Annotated in this window: 16 protein-coding genes; 6 read left to right on the forward strand and 10 right to left on the reverse strand. The window is 37.9% G+C overall.

Annotation, left to right across the window (positions count from 1 at the left end):
• Positions 1-68 precede the first annotated feature (68 nt).
• Positions 69-1,559, forward strand: coding sequence for a DUF418 domain-containing protein (locus tag AC27G3_RS15115; RefSeq protein WP_487122953.1), 1,491 nt, complete (start codon positions 69-71; stop codon positions 1,557-1,559).
• A gap of 60 nt (positions 1,560-1,619) precedes the next feature.
• On the opposite strand, the gene ubiK is transcribed toward AC27G3_RS15115, so the two are convergent.
• Entirely contained in the window at positions 1,620-1,874 is a 255-nt protein-coding gene (gene ubiK, locus AC27G3_RS15120; protein WP_487122954.1) for a ubiquinone biosynthesis accessory factor UbiK, read from the reverse strand.
• A gap of 131 nt (positions 1,875-2,005) precedes the next feature.
• On the opposite strand from ubiK, the gene rep reads away from it, so the two are divergent.
• Positions 2,006-4,030, forward strand: a complete 2,025-nt coding sequence (gene rep, locus AC27G3_RS15125; RefSeq protein WP_487122956.1) for a DNA helicase Rep — start codon at positions 2,006-2,008, stop codon at positions 4,028-4,030.
• A gap of 24 nt (positions 4,031-4,054) precedes the next feature.
• Here the strand turns inward: rep and htpX are convergent, their stop codons facing one another.
• From htpX to AC27G3_RS15140, 3 genes are all read right to left on the reverse strand, one after another.
• On the reverse strand, positions 4,055-4,951 hold the full coding sequence (gene htpX / locus AC27G3_RS15130) for a protease HtpX (protein ID WP_487122958.1): 897 nt from the start codon (positions 4,949-4,951) through the stop codon (positions 4,055-4,057).
• A 406-nt stretch (positions 4,952-5,357) separates the two neighbouring features.
• The gene (locus AC27G3_RS15135) at positions 5,358-5,885 is read right to left on the reverse strand and encodes a PEP-CTERM sorting domain-containing protein (RefSeq protein WP_487122960.1); all 528 of its coding nucleotides are present in this window, start codon (positions 5,883-5,885) and stop codon (positions 5,358-5,360) included.
• A 184-nt stretch (positions 5,886-6,069) separates the two neighbouring features.
• A complete protein-coding gene (locus AC27G3_RS15140; RefSeq protein ID WP_487122961.1) occupies positions 6,070-6,702 on the reverse strand; it encodes a 1-acyl-sn-glycerol-3-phosphate acyltransferase in 633 nt (210 codons plus the stop codon).
• Positions 6,703-6,896: 194 nt separating this feature from the next.
• Between AC27G3_RS15140 and AC27G3_RS15145 the strand changes: the two genes are divergently transcribed.
• From AC27G3_RS15145 to AC27G3_RS15155, 3 genes are all read left to right on the forward strand, one after another.
• The gene (locus AC27G3_RS15145; RefSeq protein WP_487122962.1) at positions 6,897-7,625 is read left to right on the forward strand and encodes an SIMPL domain-containing protein; all 729 of its coding nucleotides are present in this window, start codon (positions 6,897-6,899) and stop codon (positions 7,623-7,625) included.
• Between the two features lie 52 nt (positions 7,626-7,677).
• Positions 7,678-8,397, forward strand: coding sequence for a subclass B1 metallo-beta-lactamase (bla, locus tag AC27G3_RS15150; protein ID WP_487122963.1), 720 nt, complete (start codon positions 7,678-7,680; stop codon positions 8,395-8,397).
• Between the two features lie 252 nt (positions 8,398-8,649).
• A complete protein-coding gene (locus tag AC27G3_RS15155; protein ID WP_487122964.1) occupies positions 8,650-9,060 on the forward strand; it encodes a GNAT family N-acetyltransferase in 411 nt (136 codons plus the stop codon).
• A 108-nt stretch (positions 9,061-9,168) separates the two neighbouring features.
• Here AC27G3_RS15155 and AC27G3_RS15160 read toward each other — a convergent pair whose 3' ends face one another.
• From AC27G3_RS15160 to ubiE, 5 genes are all read right to left on the reverse strand, one after another.
• Positions 9,169-10,998, reverse strand: a complete 1,830-nt coding sequence (locus AC27G3_RS15160; protein WP_487122966.1) for a DUF885 domain-containing protein — start codon at positions 10,996-10,998, stop codon at positions 9,169-9,171.
• Between the two features lie 45 nt (positions 10,999-11,043).
• Positions 11,044-12,336, reverse strand: a complete 1,293-nt coding sequence (locus tag AC27G3_RS15165; protein ID WP_487122967.1) for a metal-dependent hydrolase family protein — start codon at positions 12,334-12,336, stop codon at positions 11,044-11,046.
• Between the two features lie 306 nt (positions 12,337-12,642).
• Entirely contained in the window at positions 12,643-14,325 is a 1,683-nt protein-coding gene (ubiB, locus tag AC27G3_RS15170) for a ubiquinone biosynthesis regulatory protein kinase UbiB (RefSeq protein WP_487122968.1), read from the reverse strand.
• Positions 14,285-14,953, reverse strand: coding sequence for a ubiquinone biosynthesis accessory factor UbiJ (locus AC27G3_RS15175; protein ID WP_487122969.1), 669 nt, complete (start codon positions 14,951-14,953; stop codon positions 14,285-14,287). Before AC27G3_RS15175 ends, ubiB begins: the two co-directional genes overlap by 41 nt.
• 4 nt (positions 14,954-14,957) lie before the next feature.
• Positions 14,958-15,743, reverse strand: a complete 786-nt coding sequence (gene ubiE / locus AC27G3_RS15180; RefSeq protein WP_487122970.1) for a bifunctional demethylmenaquinone methyltransferase/2-methoxy-6-polyprenyl-1,4-benzoquinol methylase UbiE — start codon at positions 15,741-15,743, stop codon at positions 14,958-14,960.
• Positions 15,744-15,891: 148 nt separating this feature from the next.
• On the opposite strand from ubiE, the gene AC27G3_RS15185 reads away from it, so the two are divergent.
• Positions 15,892-16,110, forward strand: coding sequence for a hypothetical protein (locus AC27G3_RS15185; RefSeq protein WP_487122972.1), 219 nt, complete (start codon positions 15,892-15,894; stop codon positions 16,108-16,110).
• A gap of 104 nt (positions 16,111-16,214) precedes the next feature.
• On the opposite strand, the gene AC27G3_RS15190 is transcribed toward AC27G3_RS15185, so the two are convergent.
• Positions 16,215-18,938, reverse strand: a complete 2,724-nt coding sequence (locus tag AC27G3_RS15190) for a TonB-dependent receptor (RefSeq protein ID WP_487122973.1) — start codon at positions 18,936-18,938, stop codon at positions 16,215-16,217.
• Positions 18,939-18,972: the final 34 nt, after the last annotated feature.

Raw genomic sequence — 18,972 nt, forward strand, 5'->3', positions numbered from 1 at the left:
TTCTAGACCTTATTGTTTATACAATTAACTCCTTTATTACTTATTTAACGTTCATGCCAAGGAAGGATATGTCAAACACCGTTATAAACTCTCCCCTGAGTGTCGCTTCACCTCCACCACTGTCTCTACAGCCAATATCTACAAGCAATCGCATTGATGCCATGGATATACTTCGCGGCTTGGCATTAGTCGGTATTTTATTGATGAATATAGAATGGTTTGGACGAAGCATGCTGTCGTTAGGCAGTTTTGATACTAATTTAACGGGATTAGATCATACCGCTGGTTGGTTAGTTCGCTGCTTTGTCGAAGGGAAATTCTATAAAATATTTGCCTTACTTTTTGGTATGGGCTTTGCTGTTATGCTGATAAGTGCAAAAGAAGCTAATAGGCCCTATGGCTCACTTTTTCTCAGACGTATGGTCGTTTTATATGTGTTTGGTTTACTTCATATGGCTTTTTTATGGGGTGGCGATATTTTACATGATTATGCCTTTGCAGGTTTAGTGTTGTTAGCTTGGATATTCTTTTTGAAGCGAAGTGATTCTCAATTATTTGATAAACCACGTTCTCTTTTAAAAGTCGGTTTAATTTGGTTAATAATTCCTGCGTTAATGTCGGTGCTTGCTGGCTTTGGGTTTGGTTTAACCTTTGATCGCGAGTCACTATCCGAAATGTGGCAGCAAGAGCAGCATATAACCATGCTTGTAGATGAGAAAATCATGCAAGTTAATTCAGAAAACTTTGAAGAATTGGAATTAGCACCAACACTTGAACTAACTGAAAAAAATGACAATTTAGTTCAACAAGAGCAAAGTCTAGAAAATGCCGAACAAGTATTAATTCAGCAAGAAGTCGATGATCTTGTTGCCAGTAGATTAGAGTTTGAAACAGAAGAAGCACAAGAAATTTTGGCACTGTCTGAAGGCTCTTATTGGCAAGCTACTGAGTTTAGAATTGGCTTTGCTAGCTTTATGTTAATGTTGTCGCCGGTTTTTGCGTTTACCATGTATTTACCACTTTTTATCTTAGGCTATTGGTTTATCTTAAGTGGTGTTTTAAAAAACCATCAGCAGCATCAAACATTATTTAAATCCATGGCATGGATTGGCTTAGGGTTAGGTTTTCCGTTAACGATTGGCGGGTTACTCATTACTCAACACCCAGCTACTGAAAATATTATGCTACTTTTTACTACTGGGAGTACTTTATTTTTTATTGGTGAATATGTACTCTCGGCAGGCTATATAGGCTTAGTTATTAGTTTATTGGGGTCTGAAAATTGGGCGAGATACCTCAATAAATTTGCACCTTTAGGCCGAATGGCGCTCACCAACTACATTACACATTCTGTTATTTTAACCAGTATATTTTATGGTTATGCAGGAGGCTTGTACGGTCAAATATCGCGGGCGCCACAAATGTTAATCGTACTAGTTATGATTGTTATACAGCTGTATTTTTCTACTTGGTGGCTAAAACGTTTTCAGTTTGGCCCGCTTGAATGGTTATGGCGCAGTTTAACGTACAAGAAAATGCAACCGATGCGAGTTATTTAATTGCCAATCTATTTAAACGAGAATTAATAATCCTCGTTTATTGATGAATATAATGACTTATTATTTTTCTACTTTAATTAACGCTTCAAGTTCTGCGAGCTTAGCTTCAAGGGCTGCAATCTTTTCTCGTGTTTTAATTAATACTTGGGTTTGTACATCAAACTCTTCTCGGCTGACGACATCAAGCTGCGACAATTTACGTTGCAGCACTGTTTTGGTTTTATCTTCAAAATCACTGGCAAGATTTTTTAAGCTTGGCGGAATAGAGTCTGTTACTTGTTGAGCAATTTCTTCAATTTTTTTTGCATTAATCATATTTTTCTCATTTAAATATCAATTTCTGTTCAATCTCTCTATTGTAAGGTAATTAACTATTTTGCCAATGATTAAAAACAGGTAAAATTCACAGCTCTTAAAATGCCATCAATTAATTATAAAGACTGTCAATGAAACTTAATCCCGGACAAAATGAAGCGGTAAAATTTATCAGTGGTCCGTGCTTAGTATTAGCTGGTGCCGGTAGTGGTAAAACAGGGGTTATTTGTCAAAAAGTAGCTTACCTCATTGAAAAGTGTGATTACAAGGCACGTAATATTGCTGCAGTTACTTTTACCAACAAAGCAGCAAGAGAGCTGAAAGAGCGTATTAAGCGCATGTTAGGTAAAGATTTAACGCGGGGCTTAACGGTTTCAACCTTTCACTCGCTTGGTTTAGATATTGTCCGTCGAGAAATTAAAATACTGGGGTACAAGCCTGGTTTTACCTTATTCGATGATCAAGACTCGTTAGCCTTGTTAAAAGAACTATCCCATGAAGAGTTAGATGGCGATAAAGACTTATTAAGTAAACTGCAAGGGATGATTTCCAACTGGAAAAATGACTTATTATTACCCGATGCAGTTATAAAAATGGCGACTGATGCCGATACGGCTTTATATGCAGAGCTTTATGGTCGCTATCAACAACACATGAAAGCTTATAACGCACTCGACTTTGATGATCTTATCCTTATCCCCACACTGCTATTAAAAAACTATGAAGAAGTACGTACTCGCTGGCGGAATAAAATTCGTTATATGTTGGTAGACGAATACCAAGATACCAATACCAGTCAGTACGAACTGGTGAAATTGATCACTGGTGAGCGTGGCCGTTTAACGGTTGTGGGCGACGATGATCAATCAATTTATTCATGGCGCGGTGCTCGTCCTCAAAACCTGGTATTACTGGGTAAAGATTATCCCAATTTAAAATTGATTAAACTCGAGCAGAATTATCGTTCTAGCGGACGCATTTTAAAGTGTGCCAATATACTCATCGCCAATAATCCTCATGTTTATGACAAAGCGCTGTTTAGTGAACTTGCTTATGGTGTTGAATTAAGGGTGCTACAAGCGAAAAATGAAGAGCATGAAATAGAGCGTTTAGTTGGTGAATTAATTGGCCACCGCTTTATTAATAAAAGCCAATTTAAAAACTATGCAGTGCTTTACCGCGGCAATCATCAGTCTAGGTTGTTAGAAAAGGCGCTAATGCTTAACCGCATTCCTTATAAAATTAGTGGTGGTACATCCTTTTTCTCACGGGCTGAGATAAAAGATGTTATGGCTTATTTGAGGGTGTTAGTAAATCCTGACGATGACAATGCTTTTTTACGTATCGTAAACACGCCTAGAAGAGAGTTAGGACCAGCAACGTTAGAAAAGCTTGGTAATTACGCTAACATGCGACAAATTAGTATGTTTGCCGCCAGTTTCGAACTAGGTCTTGAGCAGCACTTAACCGGTAGAGGTCTAGAAAATGTTCAGCGCTTCACTCATTGGCTTGTCGGCACTGCCGATCAATGTGAGCGAGGCGATACTGCCGCTGTATTACGATCTATGATCCGCGAAATTAATTACGAAGACTATTTGTACGATAATACCCCCAGTGCTAAAGGCGCTGAAATGCGGATGAAGAATGTGACTGAACTTTTTAGTTGGGTCACTCAAATGTTAGAAGGCGAAGAAGACGAGGAGCCAATGACTCTGCCGCAAATAGTCACCCGGTTAACCTTACGCGATATGATGGAACGTAATGAAGATGAAGATGGGGCAGATCAAGTACAATTAATGACTCTACACGCATCCAAAGGCTTAGAATTTCCTTACGTGTTTATGATTGGTATGGAAGAAGGGCTGTTACCACATCAAACAAGCATTGATGAAGGTGACATTGAAGAGGAGCGCCGTTTAGCTTATGTCGGTATAACACGTGCACAACGTGAACTTATATTCACTTATGCGAAAGAGCGCCGTCAATTTGGCGAAGTTGCTCGTACTGAGGTCAGCCGCTTCCTACATGAGTTGCCTCAAGATGATCTCAGTTGGGAAATTGGGCAAGTAAAGAAAACAGATGAACACAAGAAACAATCGGCGAAAGTAGGCGTTGCCAATTTACGTGATTTATTTAATAAAAATAAAGGGGAATAAATTCCCCTTTATAAAATGATGTGGCTATTTGTTTAGTGCTTGAGCACGTAGTTCTAATGCCTCAATTCTTGCTTCTATTGGTGGATGCGAAGACCATAAATGACTTAATCCTTGTTTAGTTTTCTCACTAATACCAAATGCCGCTAATTGTTCAGGTAATGCTTCAGGTTCTTTTTGAGCTAAACGCTTTAAAGCATTAATCATGTTTTGATGTCCTGCCAAGTCAGCACCGCCGGTATCTGCTATAAATTCACGTGTTCTTGAGAAATACATCACAATAACACTGGCTAGAATAGAAAGAATCACTTGAGCAATCATCACGGTAACAAAATAACCAATACCATGACCACGTTCATTTTTTAGTATAACGCGATCAACAACATGGCCGACAAGTCGAGATAAAAACACCACAAAGGTATTCACAACACCTTGAATAAGGGTCAGGGTAACCATATCACCATTGGCGACATGGCTCATTTCATGTCCCACCACTGCCTCAATTTCACCTTGCGCCATATTATCGAGCAAGCCTTGTGACACAGCAACTAGGGCATTATTTTTACTTGCGCCAGTGGCAAAAGCGTTCATTTGTTCAGAAGGAAATATCGCCACTTCGGGCATTTTAATCCCTACAATTTTCGCCTGCTTTTCAACAGTAGTGATTAACCATTTTTCGATATTCGTTTCAGGCTGCTTAATAACAACAGCACCTGTCATTCGTTTTGCCATCCATTTTGAAATAAACAACGAAATAAAGGAGCCACCAAAACCAATAACACCAGACAGTATCACTAACGCTTGAATATTTAAGTCAGAGCCATTTTCCGCCAAAATACTATCAACACCTAATAGTCTAAGAGTAATACTTAATACCAACATAATGGCAATATTGGTCATTATAAAAAGAAATATTCGTTTCATTTTCACTCCTGTAGTAAAAATTAAATGGACTCGATTGATAGAGAATATTAGCGGATTCTCATAGTAACTTCGCAAAATTATATACTAAGAGTATTATTTCGCCCTATCATTATTTGGAATTGTATTAGCTTAATATATTTCTTCGTTGCACTAGTTAATACGAAAGGCTATTGAGTGAATTTTTTGAGGGATGATAGATATCTTTTATTTAGTGATATTATTGTAAGCCATTAATGACCAGTAATGAAAAGAATTTAGTTTAAAATACGTGGGATGGCTCGTAGCAGCCATTTTAATAAATAACTACAATCAATAAAATTTAAATATTGTAAAATATAGAGTAGTTAATTAGAGAATAAAAAAAGCACCGTAATACGGCGCTTTTATAATTCAAATAACAAGGTGATTATTTTTTGAATTTGCGTGATGCTAAACCCATAATCGCTAATGCAAAAATTGCAAGAGTAGAAGGTTCAGGGATAGTCGCTGTTTCTACTTTGAAAAATGCACCGCCACCTAAGTATGGATTATCAAGCTCATCTACACCATCTTGAAATAAAGTGAAATCTACGTCGTAGCTACCCGCTGATAAAAATACGCTACCGTGACTAAAGCCAGAAGCAATGGCTAAATCTGCATCGCCACCTACATGTAACGAGTCATAAGCTAATACATCTGACGTATTAGAGTTAAACGCGCTATTAATCCAAATTTCAAATTCATCACCAAAAGCATAAGCATCTGTAACAGTTAGTACACCATCAGTTAATAAATCGAATGTAAAGCCACCTTGATCAGTTGTTGTTTCAACACCGCCGCTCCAACTAAAATCAGCCCAACCAGAATCAACAGTGTACATTACACCAGCATTAGCCATACTACTTACGGTAATGACTAAACCTGCAATCATTGCTTTTAACGTTCTTAAACTCATTTTATTTCCCTTTGGTATTATTTATTGAATAACTTACTCGTTAATTTATTACTAAATTTAGCAAAATTTACGCCATAAAATAAAAATATATAAATATCATTGGCTTACTGTGTTATGTGGAGGGGGGAGGAACTTAAATTCTTTGATAGTGTAAAGGGAAGTGACACTATAATTGATTGTCGCGTTATTTATCGCCGCAGGGGCAGCTATTTATCCTTTGGTTGATATCGTTTAGCACTTCAGCCTTAAATTCACTACCATCATGACTAAATTGGTTTTTATAGGAAGCTAGATCAACTATTTCCATATTGGCGCTAATGGTTTTAAATAGTCTAGGTAGGCGATCGCCTGGCGCTTGGATGTGGTGTAAGCCGCCACTGTAAACGAAGAGAATTTTTCCTTTATTTAACCGTTGTAGCATGTCAACCACACCGCCTCTCGCATCCATTGGTTGACCTTCTTTGTCTAAACCACTTCTTCGTTTCATGCGCCCTTCGGGTAAAATCGCATTCACTTTATCGTTGGATACTTGATCAAGAAAATACTGCCATGAACTGTCTTTTTTTCGGGTAATAGGAATACAACCCGGCACTAAAGTACGGTAAATTTTACCTGTAATGGGACGGGCTAAAGTAATATCTGCACCAGGTACAATAAGGTTGTTGGCTAGGCGCCAAAGAAAACTATAAGGCGCTAGGCGGATAAATAATGGTTCAAAAAGGCTGGTATGATTGAGAAATATAATAAAATTAACTTCCTGCCACTGTTGTTTATATTGAGGCGATAACCAGTCAATTTTAAAGCGATAAAACAACATAGTGGTTATTTTAAAGCTGCAAAGCAGAAGGAACCTCAAGGTATTTAATATCATAGCAGTAGCAGGTGTTTATATTTAATCGATAAAGTATCATACTCAAAACTGAGATAACTAGTGTTATCTTTTCTGATCAGCAGTCGTTAATGACTGAAAGTACATTTGCTATTAATTGTTTTAATTTACTAGGAGGTTCAATGAAATATTTAACACTTATGGCTTTAGCCGCACTCTCATTTTATTCAAACGCCAACACCAACTTACCTGATAATCGCCATATATCGATTGTAGGTACTGCACAACTTGAAGCAAAACCCGATATTGCGGTTGTTTATTTAGAAGTTGAAAGTATAAAAAGTCAAAGTGCCGATGCTAAAAAGGAAGTAGACAATCGAGTGAATAACCTGCTCGATGGTTTAGTTAAATTTAAAGTGGACGAAGCAAATGTTTCAGCTTCAAATATTACTACGGATGCCCATTACTCGTACCTTAAAAATGGTCAAAGAGAAGTAAATGGTTATATAGCAAAGCGAACCTTGAAAGTAACACTGAATAAAATCAAATATTTAAACGCTTTTATGGATTTTGCCTTAAGCGTTAAAATAGATAAAATTCGTAATGTTGAATTTAAATCTTCAAAAGAAAAATCCCTTAAAGATGAAGTCAATGCGTTAGCCGTTAGCAATGCGAAAGCGCAAGGCCACTCATTAGCCAGTGCTTTTAATGCTAAGTTAGGCAAGGTTTACAGTATTAACTCATCGTCTAACCAAAGTCGCAATAGATACGGCGCTAATTATGATGTTGAGCATATCGCAGTCTCTGGTGTTGCTATGAGTACTCCACCGCCTAGAGCAGGTAAATACTTGCAGGAAAATATTGTTTATTCTGCATCCATTAACATTGTTTTCGACTTAGAGGTTAAATAGAATCACGTGTTTGAATTAACCTCTTATTTACCATTTTAGCGAGGAAGTCACGATGAAAAGTCTCCTTGTTTTTTTATTGTTAACGTTTTGGTTTTCTGTGGTTAATGCGCAAGAAAAAGAACTGAAAATTACAGCATTATCTAAAAATGTATATCAGTTTACTTCTTATTTATACGTAGAACCTTGGGGTATGGTAGGAGGTAATGGCTTAATTGTTGTGGATGGTCAACAAGCTCATCTTATTGATACCCCTTGGACAATTGCCGATACCAAGCAACTATTGCAATGGCTTGAGTCAAAAGAGTTAACCCTTAAAAGTGCCATTATTAGCCACTCTCATGATGATGCAAGTGCAGGTGTATCGCTATTAAATGAGTTAAATATAGCAACCTATGCGACTGCGTTAACGAATAAGCTACTCGAAGCTAAATCTAGTGATCAAACAACTCAGATAATTAATACTAATCCTTATACTGTGCTCCCGAATAGCATTGAAGTATTTTATCCGGGCGCTGGACATAGTGACGATAACATTGTGGTATGGCTACCCAAAGAGCGGATTTTATTTGGTGGTTGCTTCATTAAAAGCCTTAAAAGTAAAACGTTGGGAAATATCGCCGATGCTTCAATTAAAAAATGGCCGTATTCTATTGAAAAGCTTATTAAAAAGTATCCCGACATTAACGTTGTTGTACCGGGTCATGGTAAAGCAGGAGATATGAGTTTACTCAAACATACGGCTGCACTAGCCTTGAATTACAGTCATCATTAAAAGGGATTTTTATGATGATTTTAAGCGTATTTATCGCGTTAACAATATCTGCTTGTACCTATTCAATAAGAGGCAACGGGGTAAATAGTCGAGACTGTACTCAAGTGCAATGAGAGTGCGTTGGCGGTGATTACAATCAGTGGTATCAAGAAAACGGTGATTTAGCTTGTACATGTTCTGGTGGGTAACTTTTTGAGTAGCAAAGTCAATTTACTTATTATTAATCAACTAAATAGAAAAGTGTGATGCAAATTGAATTATTCTATCGAGCATAAACCTCCAACAACAGAAGAGTTTTGCGCACTTAGGGCAAAAGTTGGTTGGGGTGTTACCGATCCTGTAATGGCTAAAACGAGCTTGGACAATTCGTTGTTTCATGTAAGCGTTCGGCATGACACAACTATTATTGGTATGGGGCGAGTGATTGGGGATGGCGTTATGTTTTTTTATCTTCAAGATATTGTGGTTGATCCTGCACATCAACAACAAGGCGTAGGTCATGCAATAATGTTAGCCATAGAAGATTATTTAGCGTTAACTGTTAAAAAAGGAGCTACTATTGCTCTTTTGTCTGCTCAGGGGAAGGAGCATTTCTATTCGCGCTATGGTTACCTTGTTCGCTCTGGCTCTCAACTCGGTCAAGGGATGTGTAAATTCATCTAGTTTTTCTATAAAAGCGATCAAAAAAGACGTTTATAACCACTCATTAATGAAGTTGCTATAAACGTCTTTTTAAGTACCTATTTTAGCGGTAACTAAGGTTTGATTGCCTTATTTAGAGCCATTATGGTTTTTCACATAATCATCAAACATCAGCTGTCTAATAATAGGCACAGGCGAACTACCATAACTTAAAAATTGGTTATGAAAATCTGTTAGATTAAAGTGCTCTCCTGTTGCTTGTTTCAAATCTTCACGTAATTGGTAAATTTCTGAATAGCCAGTAAAGTAACTGGTTAATTGCACTTGCGACAAGGTTGCTCTTCGCCATTTTCCTCTTGCTTCAGCATCTTCCTGAAATGCTTGATTAACCATTAAATCTAACGCGGTGGCTTCGTCAATGCCTTCAACTTGAATGCGGTAATCTAAAATGGAGTTCATGATCACGCGTAAATTCCATTTATAATACATTAGCCATAATTCAGGTTCAAAATCGCCATAGCCCTCTTCTAGCATCATTCGTTCAGTATAAACTGCCCAGCCTTCAATCATGGCGCCATTGCCAAAGATTGATTTAACTAAGCTTTTAGATTTATTGCTATGCACTAATTGGGTGTAATGACCCGGTACAGCTTCATGAATATTTAAAACTTGTAACAACCAGTGATTATATTCACGTAAATAGCTTTCTGCCTGCTCGTCTGACATATTATCGAGCGGCGTCACATTATAATAAGTATTTGCTGTTGGATCATACGGCCCAGGTGCGTTAATAGAAGCACCGGCAAAGCCGCGTTGATATTTAGGTGTTTCTCTAACCACTAAAGGTTTTTCTTTATCTATTGCTAGCAAATTATTTTTGAGTACAAATGCTTCTAACTCTGGAATTTGTTGACGAATACTATCGACAAAATTATCACGCGCTACATGCTTAACAGAAATATGATCTATCAGCATTTTAATCGCGACAAGTTTATTGGTAGGTTGGGCTTTATCCGCAAAATATTTCGGCCATAGTTTGTCAGTAATTGTAATCATTTCATTATGAACGCGATTTTTTTCTGATAGCGCCTTATTAAATAATTCTTCGGCGGTATAGCCTGAAAAAATATCTAACTGAAATTTTTTGTCGTATAGCGACTTGCCAATACGAAAGTCGCGTGTATTATCGTTATTTTCTAGTGCAGGCAATTGCTTTTCTAACCAACTGATATAACTAGAAATAGCCGTTTTAGTGAGTTTATATTGTTGATTAAAGGCCATCTTTTGTTCATCAGAAAGTGTTGACTCTTTAACTTTTTCATCGATAGATTCAAATAAACCTAAAGCGCCTTGGTTTTGCCCAATGGCTAATTGAGTATGTGTGACTGTGGGGGTTTTTAAGTTGTTAATGGCCGCTTGATAATAAGCAGGAATATTTTCCATTCGTTTAATTATCGTTGTTAAGCGTTCGTTCAATGGCTTGTAATCGGTATTTAGTATTACGCCAAAAACGCCAGCTACATTATAGTTTGAAGGATCCCATTCGCCTGATTTTAGTTCATTGTTGTACCAAATATTCGATTCTATCTGGTTCTTCAAAATATAATAGTCGCCGGCATCACTTGAGTTTAAACTCTTAGGATCAAATGCTTGCAAAAGGGCTAATTGCTGATTAAAAAACGCTGTTTCTTTTTCAATTGTTTGTGCATTTGGAATCGGCAGCTGGCTATCATATTTGTAATACCCCATGTAAACCGCATAGCCTGGGTAAAGTTGCCAGAAACTTTCAATAAATTGTGTGCTAAAGGCAGTAAACTCAGTATTTTCTTGCACTTGACGTTGTTCTTTAGTTTTGTTTTCTACCGTAGACACATTTGCAGTAGAGCAACCTGAAAGCGCTATAGTTACTGCAAGTACAGTACTGGTGACGGATGTCGTTAATTTCATCTTATTGAGCATGATTTATTCTCGATTTATTTGTTTTTATTGATTAGCAATTGCTGATTACTGAGATTTAACAATCTCACCAGATTTCATGACGAAATCGACATCTAATAATTCTTTTATATCGGTTAATGGGCTAGCATCCATGGCAATAATATCAGCAATTTTTCCCTCTTCTATGGTGCCTAAACTGTTTGATTGACCAATTAAATCAGCGGCATTAACTGTTGCAGATTTTAAAATATCTTTGGTTGTCATGCCGGCTTCAAACATTAGCACGGCTTCTTTACCGTTATTACCGTGTTTTGATACGCCGCTGTCTGTACCGTACGCAATTTTAACACCTGCTTTATAAGAGCGTTTAAAGTTAGCAATCATATCGCCGCCTACTCGAATTGCTTTAGCGCTGATGGCTGGTGACATAAAGTTGGTTGTTTTAGCAAGATTTACCACAGTATCGCCCGCCATTAGTGTTGGCACTAAATAAGCACCGCCTTTTTTGAATAATTTAATACTTTCTTTGTTGGCATAGCTACCGTGTTCAATGCTGTCAACACCTGCACGAAGTGCAGCATTAATGCCATTTGCTGCATGCGCATGACTGGCCACTTTGCGGCCTAAAGCATGTGCTGCGTTAACGACTTCACGTAATTCGTCATCAGCCATTTGTTGACCTGTACCTGTATCGGTATCAGAAAGTACACCACCGGTAGAAGTAATTTTTATTACATCAGCACCAAATTTAATGGCTCTTCGGGTAGCTCGTCGACAATCGTAAGGTCCATCACAAATAGTTTTTGCGGTGTGTATTTCCAATAAATCTGGGCTCATACCGTCAACATCGCCATGACCACCAGTTACCGCAACATTACTGCCTGCGGCAACTACGCGAGGGCCTTGTAACCAGCCACGTTTTACCGCATCGCGCAGGGCAAAGCTTTGCTCTGGACTACCACCTAAATCGCGCACGGTGGTAAAACCAGCCATAAGCGTTTTTTTAGCGAAAAAAGCACTTTGCGCTAAAACATCAGCATCTGATAGTCGTAATTTCTGACGATCATTATTAGGGCCAAGCTCGCCTTGTAAATGGACATGCATATCCATTAAGCCAGGCATAACAAAACTTTTTGAAAGATCAACAAAATTGGCGTCTTTATCGATTGATGTTGGCGAAATAAAGCCTTTTTTGATTTGACTAATTTTTCCGTCAGTGATCACTATCGTTTGTTTCTTTAATGGTGAATTACCGGGCACAGCCAATAATTCACCTGCATGAATAACTTGAGTATCAGCCAGTGCAGCATTAGATAATATGCTAGCTAAAGTAAGTGCAATAAGGTTAAATGCTTTCATTTGTTTTCCTTTATTATTTGAAATAGCGTTATTTGTAACAATGGTTATAGAGATCACACACCCAACAATAACAGGGAATGTTACACGTGAAAAACATAATCCGTGTTACCTATAATAAACGGCTAATTCATTTGTAATGTGATATTTGTTATTTTCACCTAACAGTAAAGCACAACCATTAAAGATAAAATAGCATTTAGCGTGGACTTTCGATGAAGACGTTGACTTGTCGTAATGACAACGAATGTAATTTAAACAATCATTGAGCAGCAGTGAGTGGTAAACAAATAATTAACGAATAACAACTTAACGTTTATTCAGAGCGAGTAAACTAAAACATAAAGAGACTGTAGCCGTTAATGTACCTGCAAGCGTTTTATCTTGGCTCAATAATAGTGCAGCACCAATCAGTAACCCGGCAGCAAAAATTGCAAACACTAATCTTTGTGTATTCTGCTGCTGTTGTTGAGATAATTGCAACATAAACTGTTGCTGGTTTTGCTGGGCTGATTTTCCTGCCTTTAAGTAATCGTAAACAAGGTCTGGTAATTCAGGTAATTTTTCATTCCAAAAAGGTAAGTTTTCTTTAATTTTAGTGTAAACCGCCTTCACGCCCATTTGCTCTTTAACCCAGTCCTCTAAAAAGGGTTTGGCAGTTTGCCATAAATCTAATTGAGGGTAGAGTTGGCGGCCTAAGCCTTCAATGTAGAGTAAAGTTTTTTGTAACAATACGAGCTGAGGCTGTACTTCCATATTAAAACGGCGTGCAGTATTAAATAGGTTAACAAGCACTTGTCCGAAAGATATTTCGGCTAATGGCTTATTGAATATTGGCTCACAAACGGTGCGAATAGCAAATTCAAATTCGTCGACACTTGTGCCATGTGGTACCCAGCCTGAGTCAACGTGTAACTGCGCCACTTTTCGGTAATCACGATTAAAAAAGGCAACAAAGTTTTCAGCTAAATATCGCTTGTCTTCACGATTTAGTGTGCCAACAATACCGCAGTCTATGGCAATCCATGTCGGATCTTCAGGTGTGCTTATGTCAACAAAAACATTACCCGGGTGCATGTCAGCATGAAAAAAGCTATCACGAAAAACTTGCGTAAAAAACACTTCAACACCGCGTTCAGCCAATAATTTCATGTTGACGTTATGTTTATTTAAAGTGTCTACTTCCCCTACGCCTACACCATAAATTCGCTCCATAACTAGTATGTTTCCATGGCTAAATTCACTATATACTTCAGGTACGTAGAGTGATTTATCGTATTCACTTCCTTGCTCAAAGTTGCGCTTTAATTGAATAGCGTTAGCGGCTTCTCGGTTTAAATCGAGTTCATCTAAAATGGTTTTTCGATACTCTTTTACTACTTCCTTAGGACGCAAGCGTTTACCATCAGGCAGCCATCGAGCAACGATACCTGCAAACTTGGTCATAATGTTAATGTCGGCGATAATCACTTGATCTATTTTCGGACGCAGCACTTTTATAACAATATCGAGTGGCTTATTGTCTTGGTTGAGTGTTGCAGTATGTACTTGCGCAATAGAAGCTGATGCGAGTGGTGTTAAGTCAAAATCACTAAAGTATTGTTCAAAAGCTTGCTCACCAATAGCATTAATAATAATAGTTTTTGCTTGCTGACCATCGAAGGGTTGTACTTGGTCTTGTAGTCGAGCTAGCTCGTTAGCAAAATCGTCGGGTAATAAATCACGGCGAGTTGATAACATTTGACCAAATTTAATAAATACGGGGCCTAGTGCTTCAATTGCTAAGCGAAAGCGTAGCGCAAGCGGTTTATCTTTGTGCTTATTTCGTAACCAAAATAAAGAGTGACGCGCAATCTTTGCATACCAAGGTAATGATTTTTTTGGCAGTAATTCATCTAAACCAAATTGTAAAAATGTTTTAATAATAAAATAAAGGCGCATGCGGGTATGATTAACCTTTTGGTTTAATGGTGAGAGAGTTGAGCAAGTCATTTATTCTATTTTCAACGTGTGCGGTTTGTTGCTTAACCGCCGTGACCGCCTGACTAAAGTGGCTAATTTGGCTTTGAGTAATAACCAAGCCTTGTTCATGAACAAGGTATTCTGATGCATCGGCTTGAATTTGTTCAGCGGCAAAATCAAGTTTACCTTTTACTTTATGCCCTAACTGCGTCAACTTATAAGTGGCTACATCACCAATATGCTTGGCGAGTTCTGATTGCCAATCAATATCAATATTTTCAGCCAAATGGGCAAAGTGCTGAGCGACTTTTATATCGCCTTCTAAATCAAGTTTGTCTTGTTTAATAAGCTCGGTGATTTGTTGTTCTTTTTGCAGTGTTTTTAATGTTTTCAAACTAGTCGTAATGGTGCAGTCAGCGCGCTCACTTAATTTAGTGACCAATACTTTACCGTCATTCACCGATAAACATAAAATAAAACCTAACTCAGCTAACTTTATCGCTAAAGTTTTTTGCTCTAAAGCGTTGAGTTGCTCTTCGCCATTACTATTTAACGCCAGTGCTTTATTAGTCACTACTTCTACTGACGAACACAATACTTGCTGTAACATCAATTGCGGCATTATTTTTAATAGCGGTTTTGGCAAAGATTCCATCATGGTGCTAAAACTTAAAGCCTTTATGCAGGGCAACAACGCCACCGGTTAAGTTTTTATAACTGGTTTGTTCAAAGCCTGCATCATCCATCATACCTTTTAAAGTTTCTTGATCAGGGTGCATGCGAATTGACTCTGCAAGATATTGATAGCTATCGCCATCTTTTGCTACTACTTCACCCATTTTAGGCAAAATGTTAAACGAGTAAAAATCGTAAGCTTTATTAATCAGTTCATGCTCTGGTTTGGAAAACTCTAATACTAATAAACGTCCGCCCGGTTTTAATACACGATAAATTGAGCGTAATGCCATGTCTTTATCGGTAACATTACGTAAACCAAAGGCAATGGTGACGATATCAAAAGTATTGTCTTCAAAAGGCAAATATTGCGCATTAGCTTGAACATATTCAATATTTTGAACTAAGCCACGATCTCTAAGCTTATCACGGCCAACATTAAGCATTGAGCTGTTAATGTCAGCTAATACCACTTGTCCTTCACGACCAACTAATTGAGAAAACTTTGCCGTTAAATCGCCTGTGCCACCCGCAAGATCGAGTACTTTATTACCAGGACGAACACCACTTGCATCGATAGTAAAGCGTTTCCATAGACGATGAATACCAAACGACATTAAATCATTCATTACATCATATTGCGCGGCAACCGAATGAAATACACCGGCAACCTTAGAGACTTTTTCATCTTTATTAATGGTTTGGTAACCAAAATGTGTCGTTTGATTATCAGAAGTGTTATCGCTATTTTGCTGAGAGTCGTGACTGGACATGGTAAATTCACTTAAATCTATAATTACCGATAGTTTAACTTACTTTTTGCTAATAATTAACTGTTCAGATCAAGGTCTAAGATATTATAGCTAATACGTGTAGAATTCATTATGCTTTTAGGGTGTTTTAACTATGGTAATGACGATTATGACTCATCAAAAACTTCTTTCCATTTTCACAACTTTGCTGTTGCTAGGGGCTTGTAGTAATAAAGAACTCTATAACGCGACGCAAATTCAGAGTAAACATGATTGTAATCGTGAGGTAGGCGTAGAACGTGACAAATGTTTACAACAACTAAATAAAAAATCATACGAAGAATATGAAAGAGAGCGACAAGAAATAATTAAGCCGAGCTCAGGTTAAGTAAACCATAATTGAAAAATTCAGGCATAAAAAAGGGCGCAATTTATGCACCCTTTATCAATCTTAAACACAATTAACTTAATTCACTGGTTTATAAATTTAAGTTAAAAGTTACCTCGTATACCTAAGGTATAGCGCGGTCCATTTTCAGTAACATCTAGATACTGATTTTGGTATTTTGCAGTGGTAACATACAGTTCATTAGTAATGTTAATACCTTCAAAGAAAACCGTTAAGTTTTCATTAATATCGTAACTACCACTAATATCAACTTGCGCGTAATCGTTTACGTAGTGACCATCGCGCCATGACTCTGGTTTGTCTTGCATAAAGCGATCACGTTGGTTCCAAGCAACACGTAATTGAATGTCGTCTTTTTCATAAAACAAAATCAAGTTAGCAGAATCGCCTAAACCAATTAACGGCAGTGATTGTTCATTGTCATTAGTGGCTGATTCACTATCAACAAAAGTTTTATTAGCAATAATCCCTAAACCATCAAAAGGGGCAGGCAAGCTAGTAAACATATGTTGAACCGCGATTTCATAACCTTCAATATCAGCTTGATCTGAGTTAACTGGGCGAGAAATTTTATAATCATAAGTACCACTTGGTACTATTACTACTTCGTCTACTTCTTCAGTTGACAGATAACCATCAACATCTTTGGTAAACATTGCAACGGCGGCATAACTGCCTTCGGCATAATACCACTCTAATCCTAAATCAAAGTTTGTTGACTCAAAGGGCATTAATGTAGGATTAGAACCAGAGCCTGTTAAATGGTCAATATCGCCGCCGCTATAGCTCGACTCTGGAGACAGTTCATCAAGCTCCGGACGCGTAATACTTTTTGAGTAAGCAAAACGGGCAATAACATCTTCAACAATATCAATTTTTGCGTTTAAGCTAGGTAACCAGTTGTCGTAGGTATTTTTAACTGACACAGGAGCGTAATCATCACCTTCTATCGCATTAACAAAACCAGGCTTACCTACTGAAGGTTCTAAATCTAATAAAGGTACAGCAAAACCATCGGAGGTACTGGTTGTTTCAACGTAACGAATACCTGTAGTAATTGACCAAGCCATGCCTGCTATGTCGCCATCAAAGTAAAAGTCAGCGTATGCTGCGGCAAGGGCTTCATTAACTTCATAGGTCCAAGGTACTTGGTGCATGGTAAAGCCATTATTCGCATCAATTAATTGTTGCGCAGTGGCAGGATCGTCCATTTGGGCAACTACAGCAGGCGATGTTAAATAATCAAAGAAATCTTCTGAGTTAAAGGTTAACCAAGATTGTTCAGGGTTACCGCTACCGCCTGATAAAAATCCATCGGCATCATAAGTACTAAACATGCTTTCAGGTAGAATAATGGGTGTTGTATTATCGCCCCATAACCAAGGTAAAGGTCGAGTTGTGCGGCTATATTTACTTGATAATGTTCTGTCTGATGACATTACACCAAAACCAATTTTTGATAATGGTCCGGTATCAATAATCCATTCGCCGTCAATTTTCGCTTCTAATACTTCATCTTCTATTGTCGAGCCAAAACGCTCACCCCAACCTGCTTTTAAACCACTGGCAGAAGGTGTTCGATCAAAAGTTAATTCAGGAAGTTGTGCGCCAGAGCTGCGATCATAAGTATAATCACCCGGACGAGAGGCAACAGTATCTGTGGTACCTGCTTTAGGATCTGATTTTGCTTCAGAGTAACTGACATCAAAGTTTAAATTTAAGTCGTTTGTTACATTCCAGTCAGCATTAAAGCCTAAAGCAATCAGTTCATTACTGGTTTGAGATTGGCGTACTAAAACATCACTGTTGCTGCCTTTACCCATCGACATTTTAACCAATGTGCCATTTTCATCTAACTGAGCATCGGTTAACTGATCTGGGGTAAACCAGTGAGCTAAAATATCTTGGCGATATTCAACATCATATTTTGAATAAAGTGCATCTGCAGTAAACTCTAAGTTCTCAGAAGGCTTGTATTGCAGTACAAGGTTGGCATTGTTACGGGTTTTTTCTTCTGTTTTTGCAATTTGATCATAATTTTGTGGAAAATAGATGCTGTCGTAATAGGTACCATCATCCCTTGTTAAATCCATTTTTTCATAATAAGCGGTATTCGCACTGTCGTAGCGACTTTTTCGCTCATTGTGGGCGAAAGAGAATAAAACCCCAAAAGTATCGTCAGCAAAAGTATTGCTGATTAATCCTGAAAATTGTGGCGTTGTTTCACCTGACATTTCATCATATAACGCTTTAGCAGTACCCGTGGCTTTAAAGCCTGGAATGTCGAAAGGTCTGAAAGTAGTTACGTTAACAGTTGCACCAATAGCGCCTTCTTGTAAGTTGGCTGCTTGGGTTTTATAGACTTCTGCACCACTAATTAGTTCTGACGCTAAAATATCAAAACTGAATGCGCGGCCGCCACTGGTGGTGGCTAAAGTACGTTTATTTAATAAAACAGAAGTAAATTCTGGCCCCATACCGCGTACCGTAATTAATTGGCCCTCACCACCTTGGCGATCGATGGCAACACCCGTTATACGCTGTAATGATTCAGCAACGTTTTGATCGGGAAACTTACCAATGTCTTCTGAGGTAATCACATCAACAATGGTGTCAGCGTCCATTTTAATGTCTTTAGATTTGACTAAACTGCCACGGATGCCTGAAACAGTAATCACTTCTGTTTCGTCTTGTGTAAGTTGAGTAGTACTGGCATCTTCAGCCGCGAGTGCGGTGCAGGATAATCCAAGATTGAGCATAACTAGCGAAGATAAATATCTTAACTTAAATGTTTTATTACTTTTCATTATGTTTCCCCTAATGTCATTTTTTATTCTATTT

Source organism: Colwellia sp. SU-HH01217, assembly GCF_057543495.1.

Excerpts from the sequence above, each read along its gene's own strand:
- AC27G3_RS15115 (WP_487122953.1), top strand. The coding sequence starts at position 69 with ATGTCAAACACCGTTATAAACTCTCCCCTGAGTGTCGCTTCACCTCCA.
- ubiK (WP_487122954.1), bottom strand. The coding sequence starts at position 1,874 with ATGATTAATGCAAAAAAAATTGAAGAAATTGCTCAACAAGTAACAGAC.
- rep (WP_487122956.1), top strand. The coding sequence starts at position 2,006 with ATGAAACTTAATCCCGGACAAAATGAAGCGGTAAAATTTATCAGTGGT.
- htpX (WP_487122958.1), bottom strand. The coding sequence starts at position 4,951 with ATGAAACGAATATTTCTTTTTATAATGACCAATATTGCCATTATGTTG.
- AC27G3_RS15135 (WP_487122960.1), bottom strand. The coding sequence starts at position 5,885 with ATGAGTTTAAGAACGTTAAAAGCAATGATTGCAGGTTTAGTCATTACC.
- AC27G3_RS15140 (WP_487122961.1), bottom strand. The coding sequence starts at position 6,702 with ATGTTGTTTTATCGCTTTAAAATTGACTGGTTATCGCCTCAATATAAA.
- AC27G3_RS15145 (WP_487122962.1), top strand. The coding sequence starts at position 6,897 with ATGAAATATTTAACACTTATGGCTTTAGCCGCACTCTCATTTTATTCA.
- bla (WP_487122963.1), top strand. The coding sequence starts at position 7,678 with ATGAAAAGTCTCCTTGTTTTTTTATTGTTAACGTTTTGGTTTTCTGTG.
- AC27G3_RS15160 (WP_487122966.1), bottom strand. The coding sequence starts at position 10,998 with ATGCTCAATAAGATGAAATTAACGACATCCGTCACCAGTACTGTACTT.
- AC27G3_RS15165 (WP_487122967.1), bottom strand. The coding sequence starts at position 12,336 with ATGAAAGCATTTAACCTTATTGCACTTACTTTAGCTAGCATATTATCT.
- ubiB (WP_487122968.1), bottom strand. The coding sequence starts at position 14,325 with ATGACTTGCTCAACTCTCTCACCATTAAACCAAAAGGTTAATCATACC.
- AC27G3_RS15175 (WP_487122969.1), bottom strand. The coding sequence starts at position 14,953 with ATGATGGAATCTTTGCCAAAACCGCTATTAAAAATAATGCCGCAATTG.
- ubiE (WP_487122970.1), bottom strand. The coding sequence starts at position 15,743 with ATGTCCAGTCACGACTCTCAGCAAAATAGCGATAACACTTCTGATAAT.
- AC27G3_RS15185 (WP_487122972.1), top strand. The coding sequence starts at position 15,892 with ATGACTCATCAAAAACTTCTTTCCATTTTCACAACTTTGCTGTTGCTA.
- AC27G3_RS15190 (WP_487122973.1), bottom strand. The coding sequence starts at position 18,938 with ATGAAAAGTAATAAAACATTTAAGTTAAGATATTTATCTTCGCTAGTT.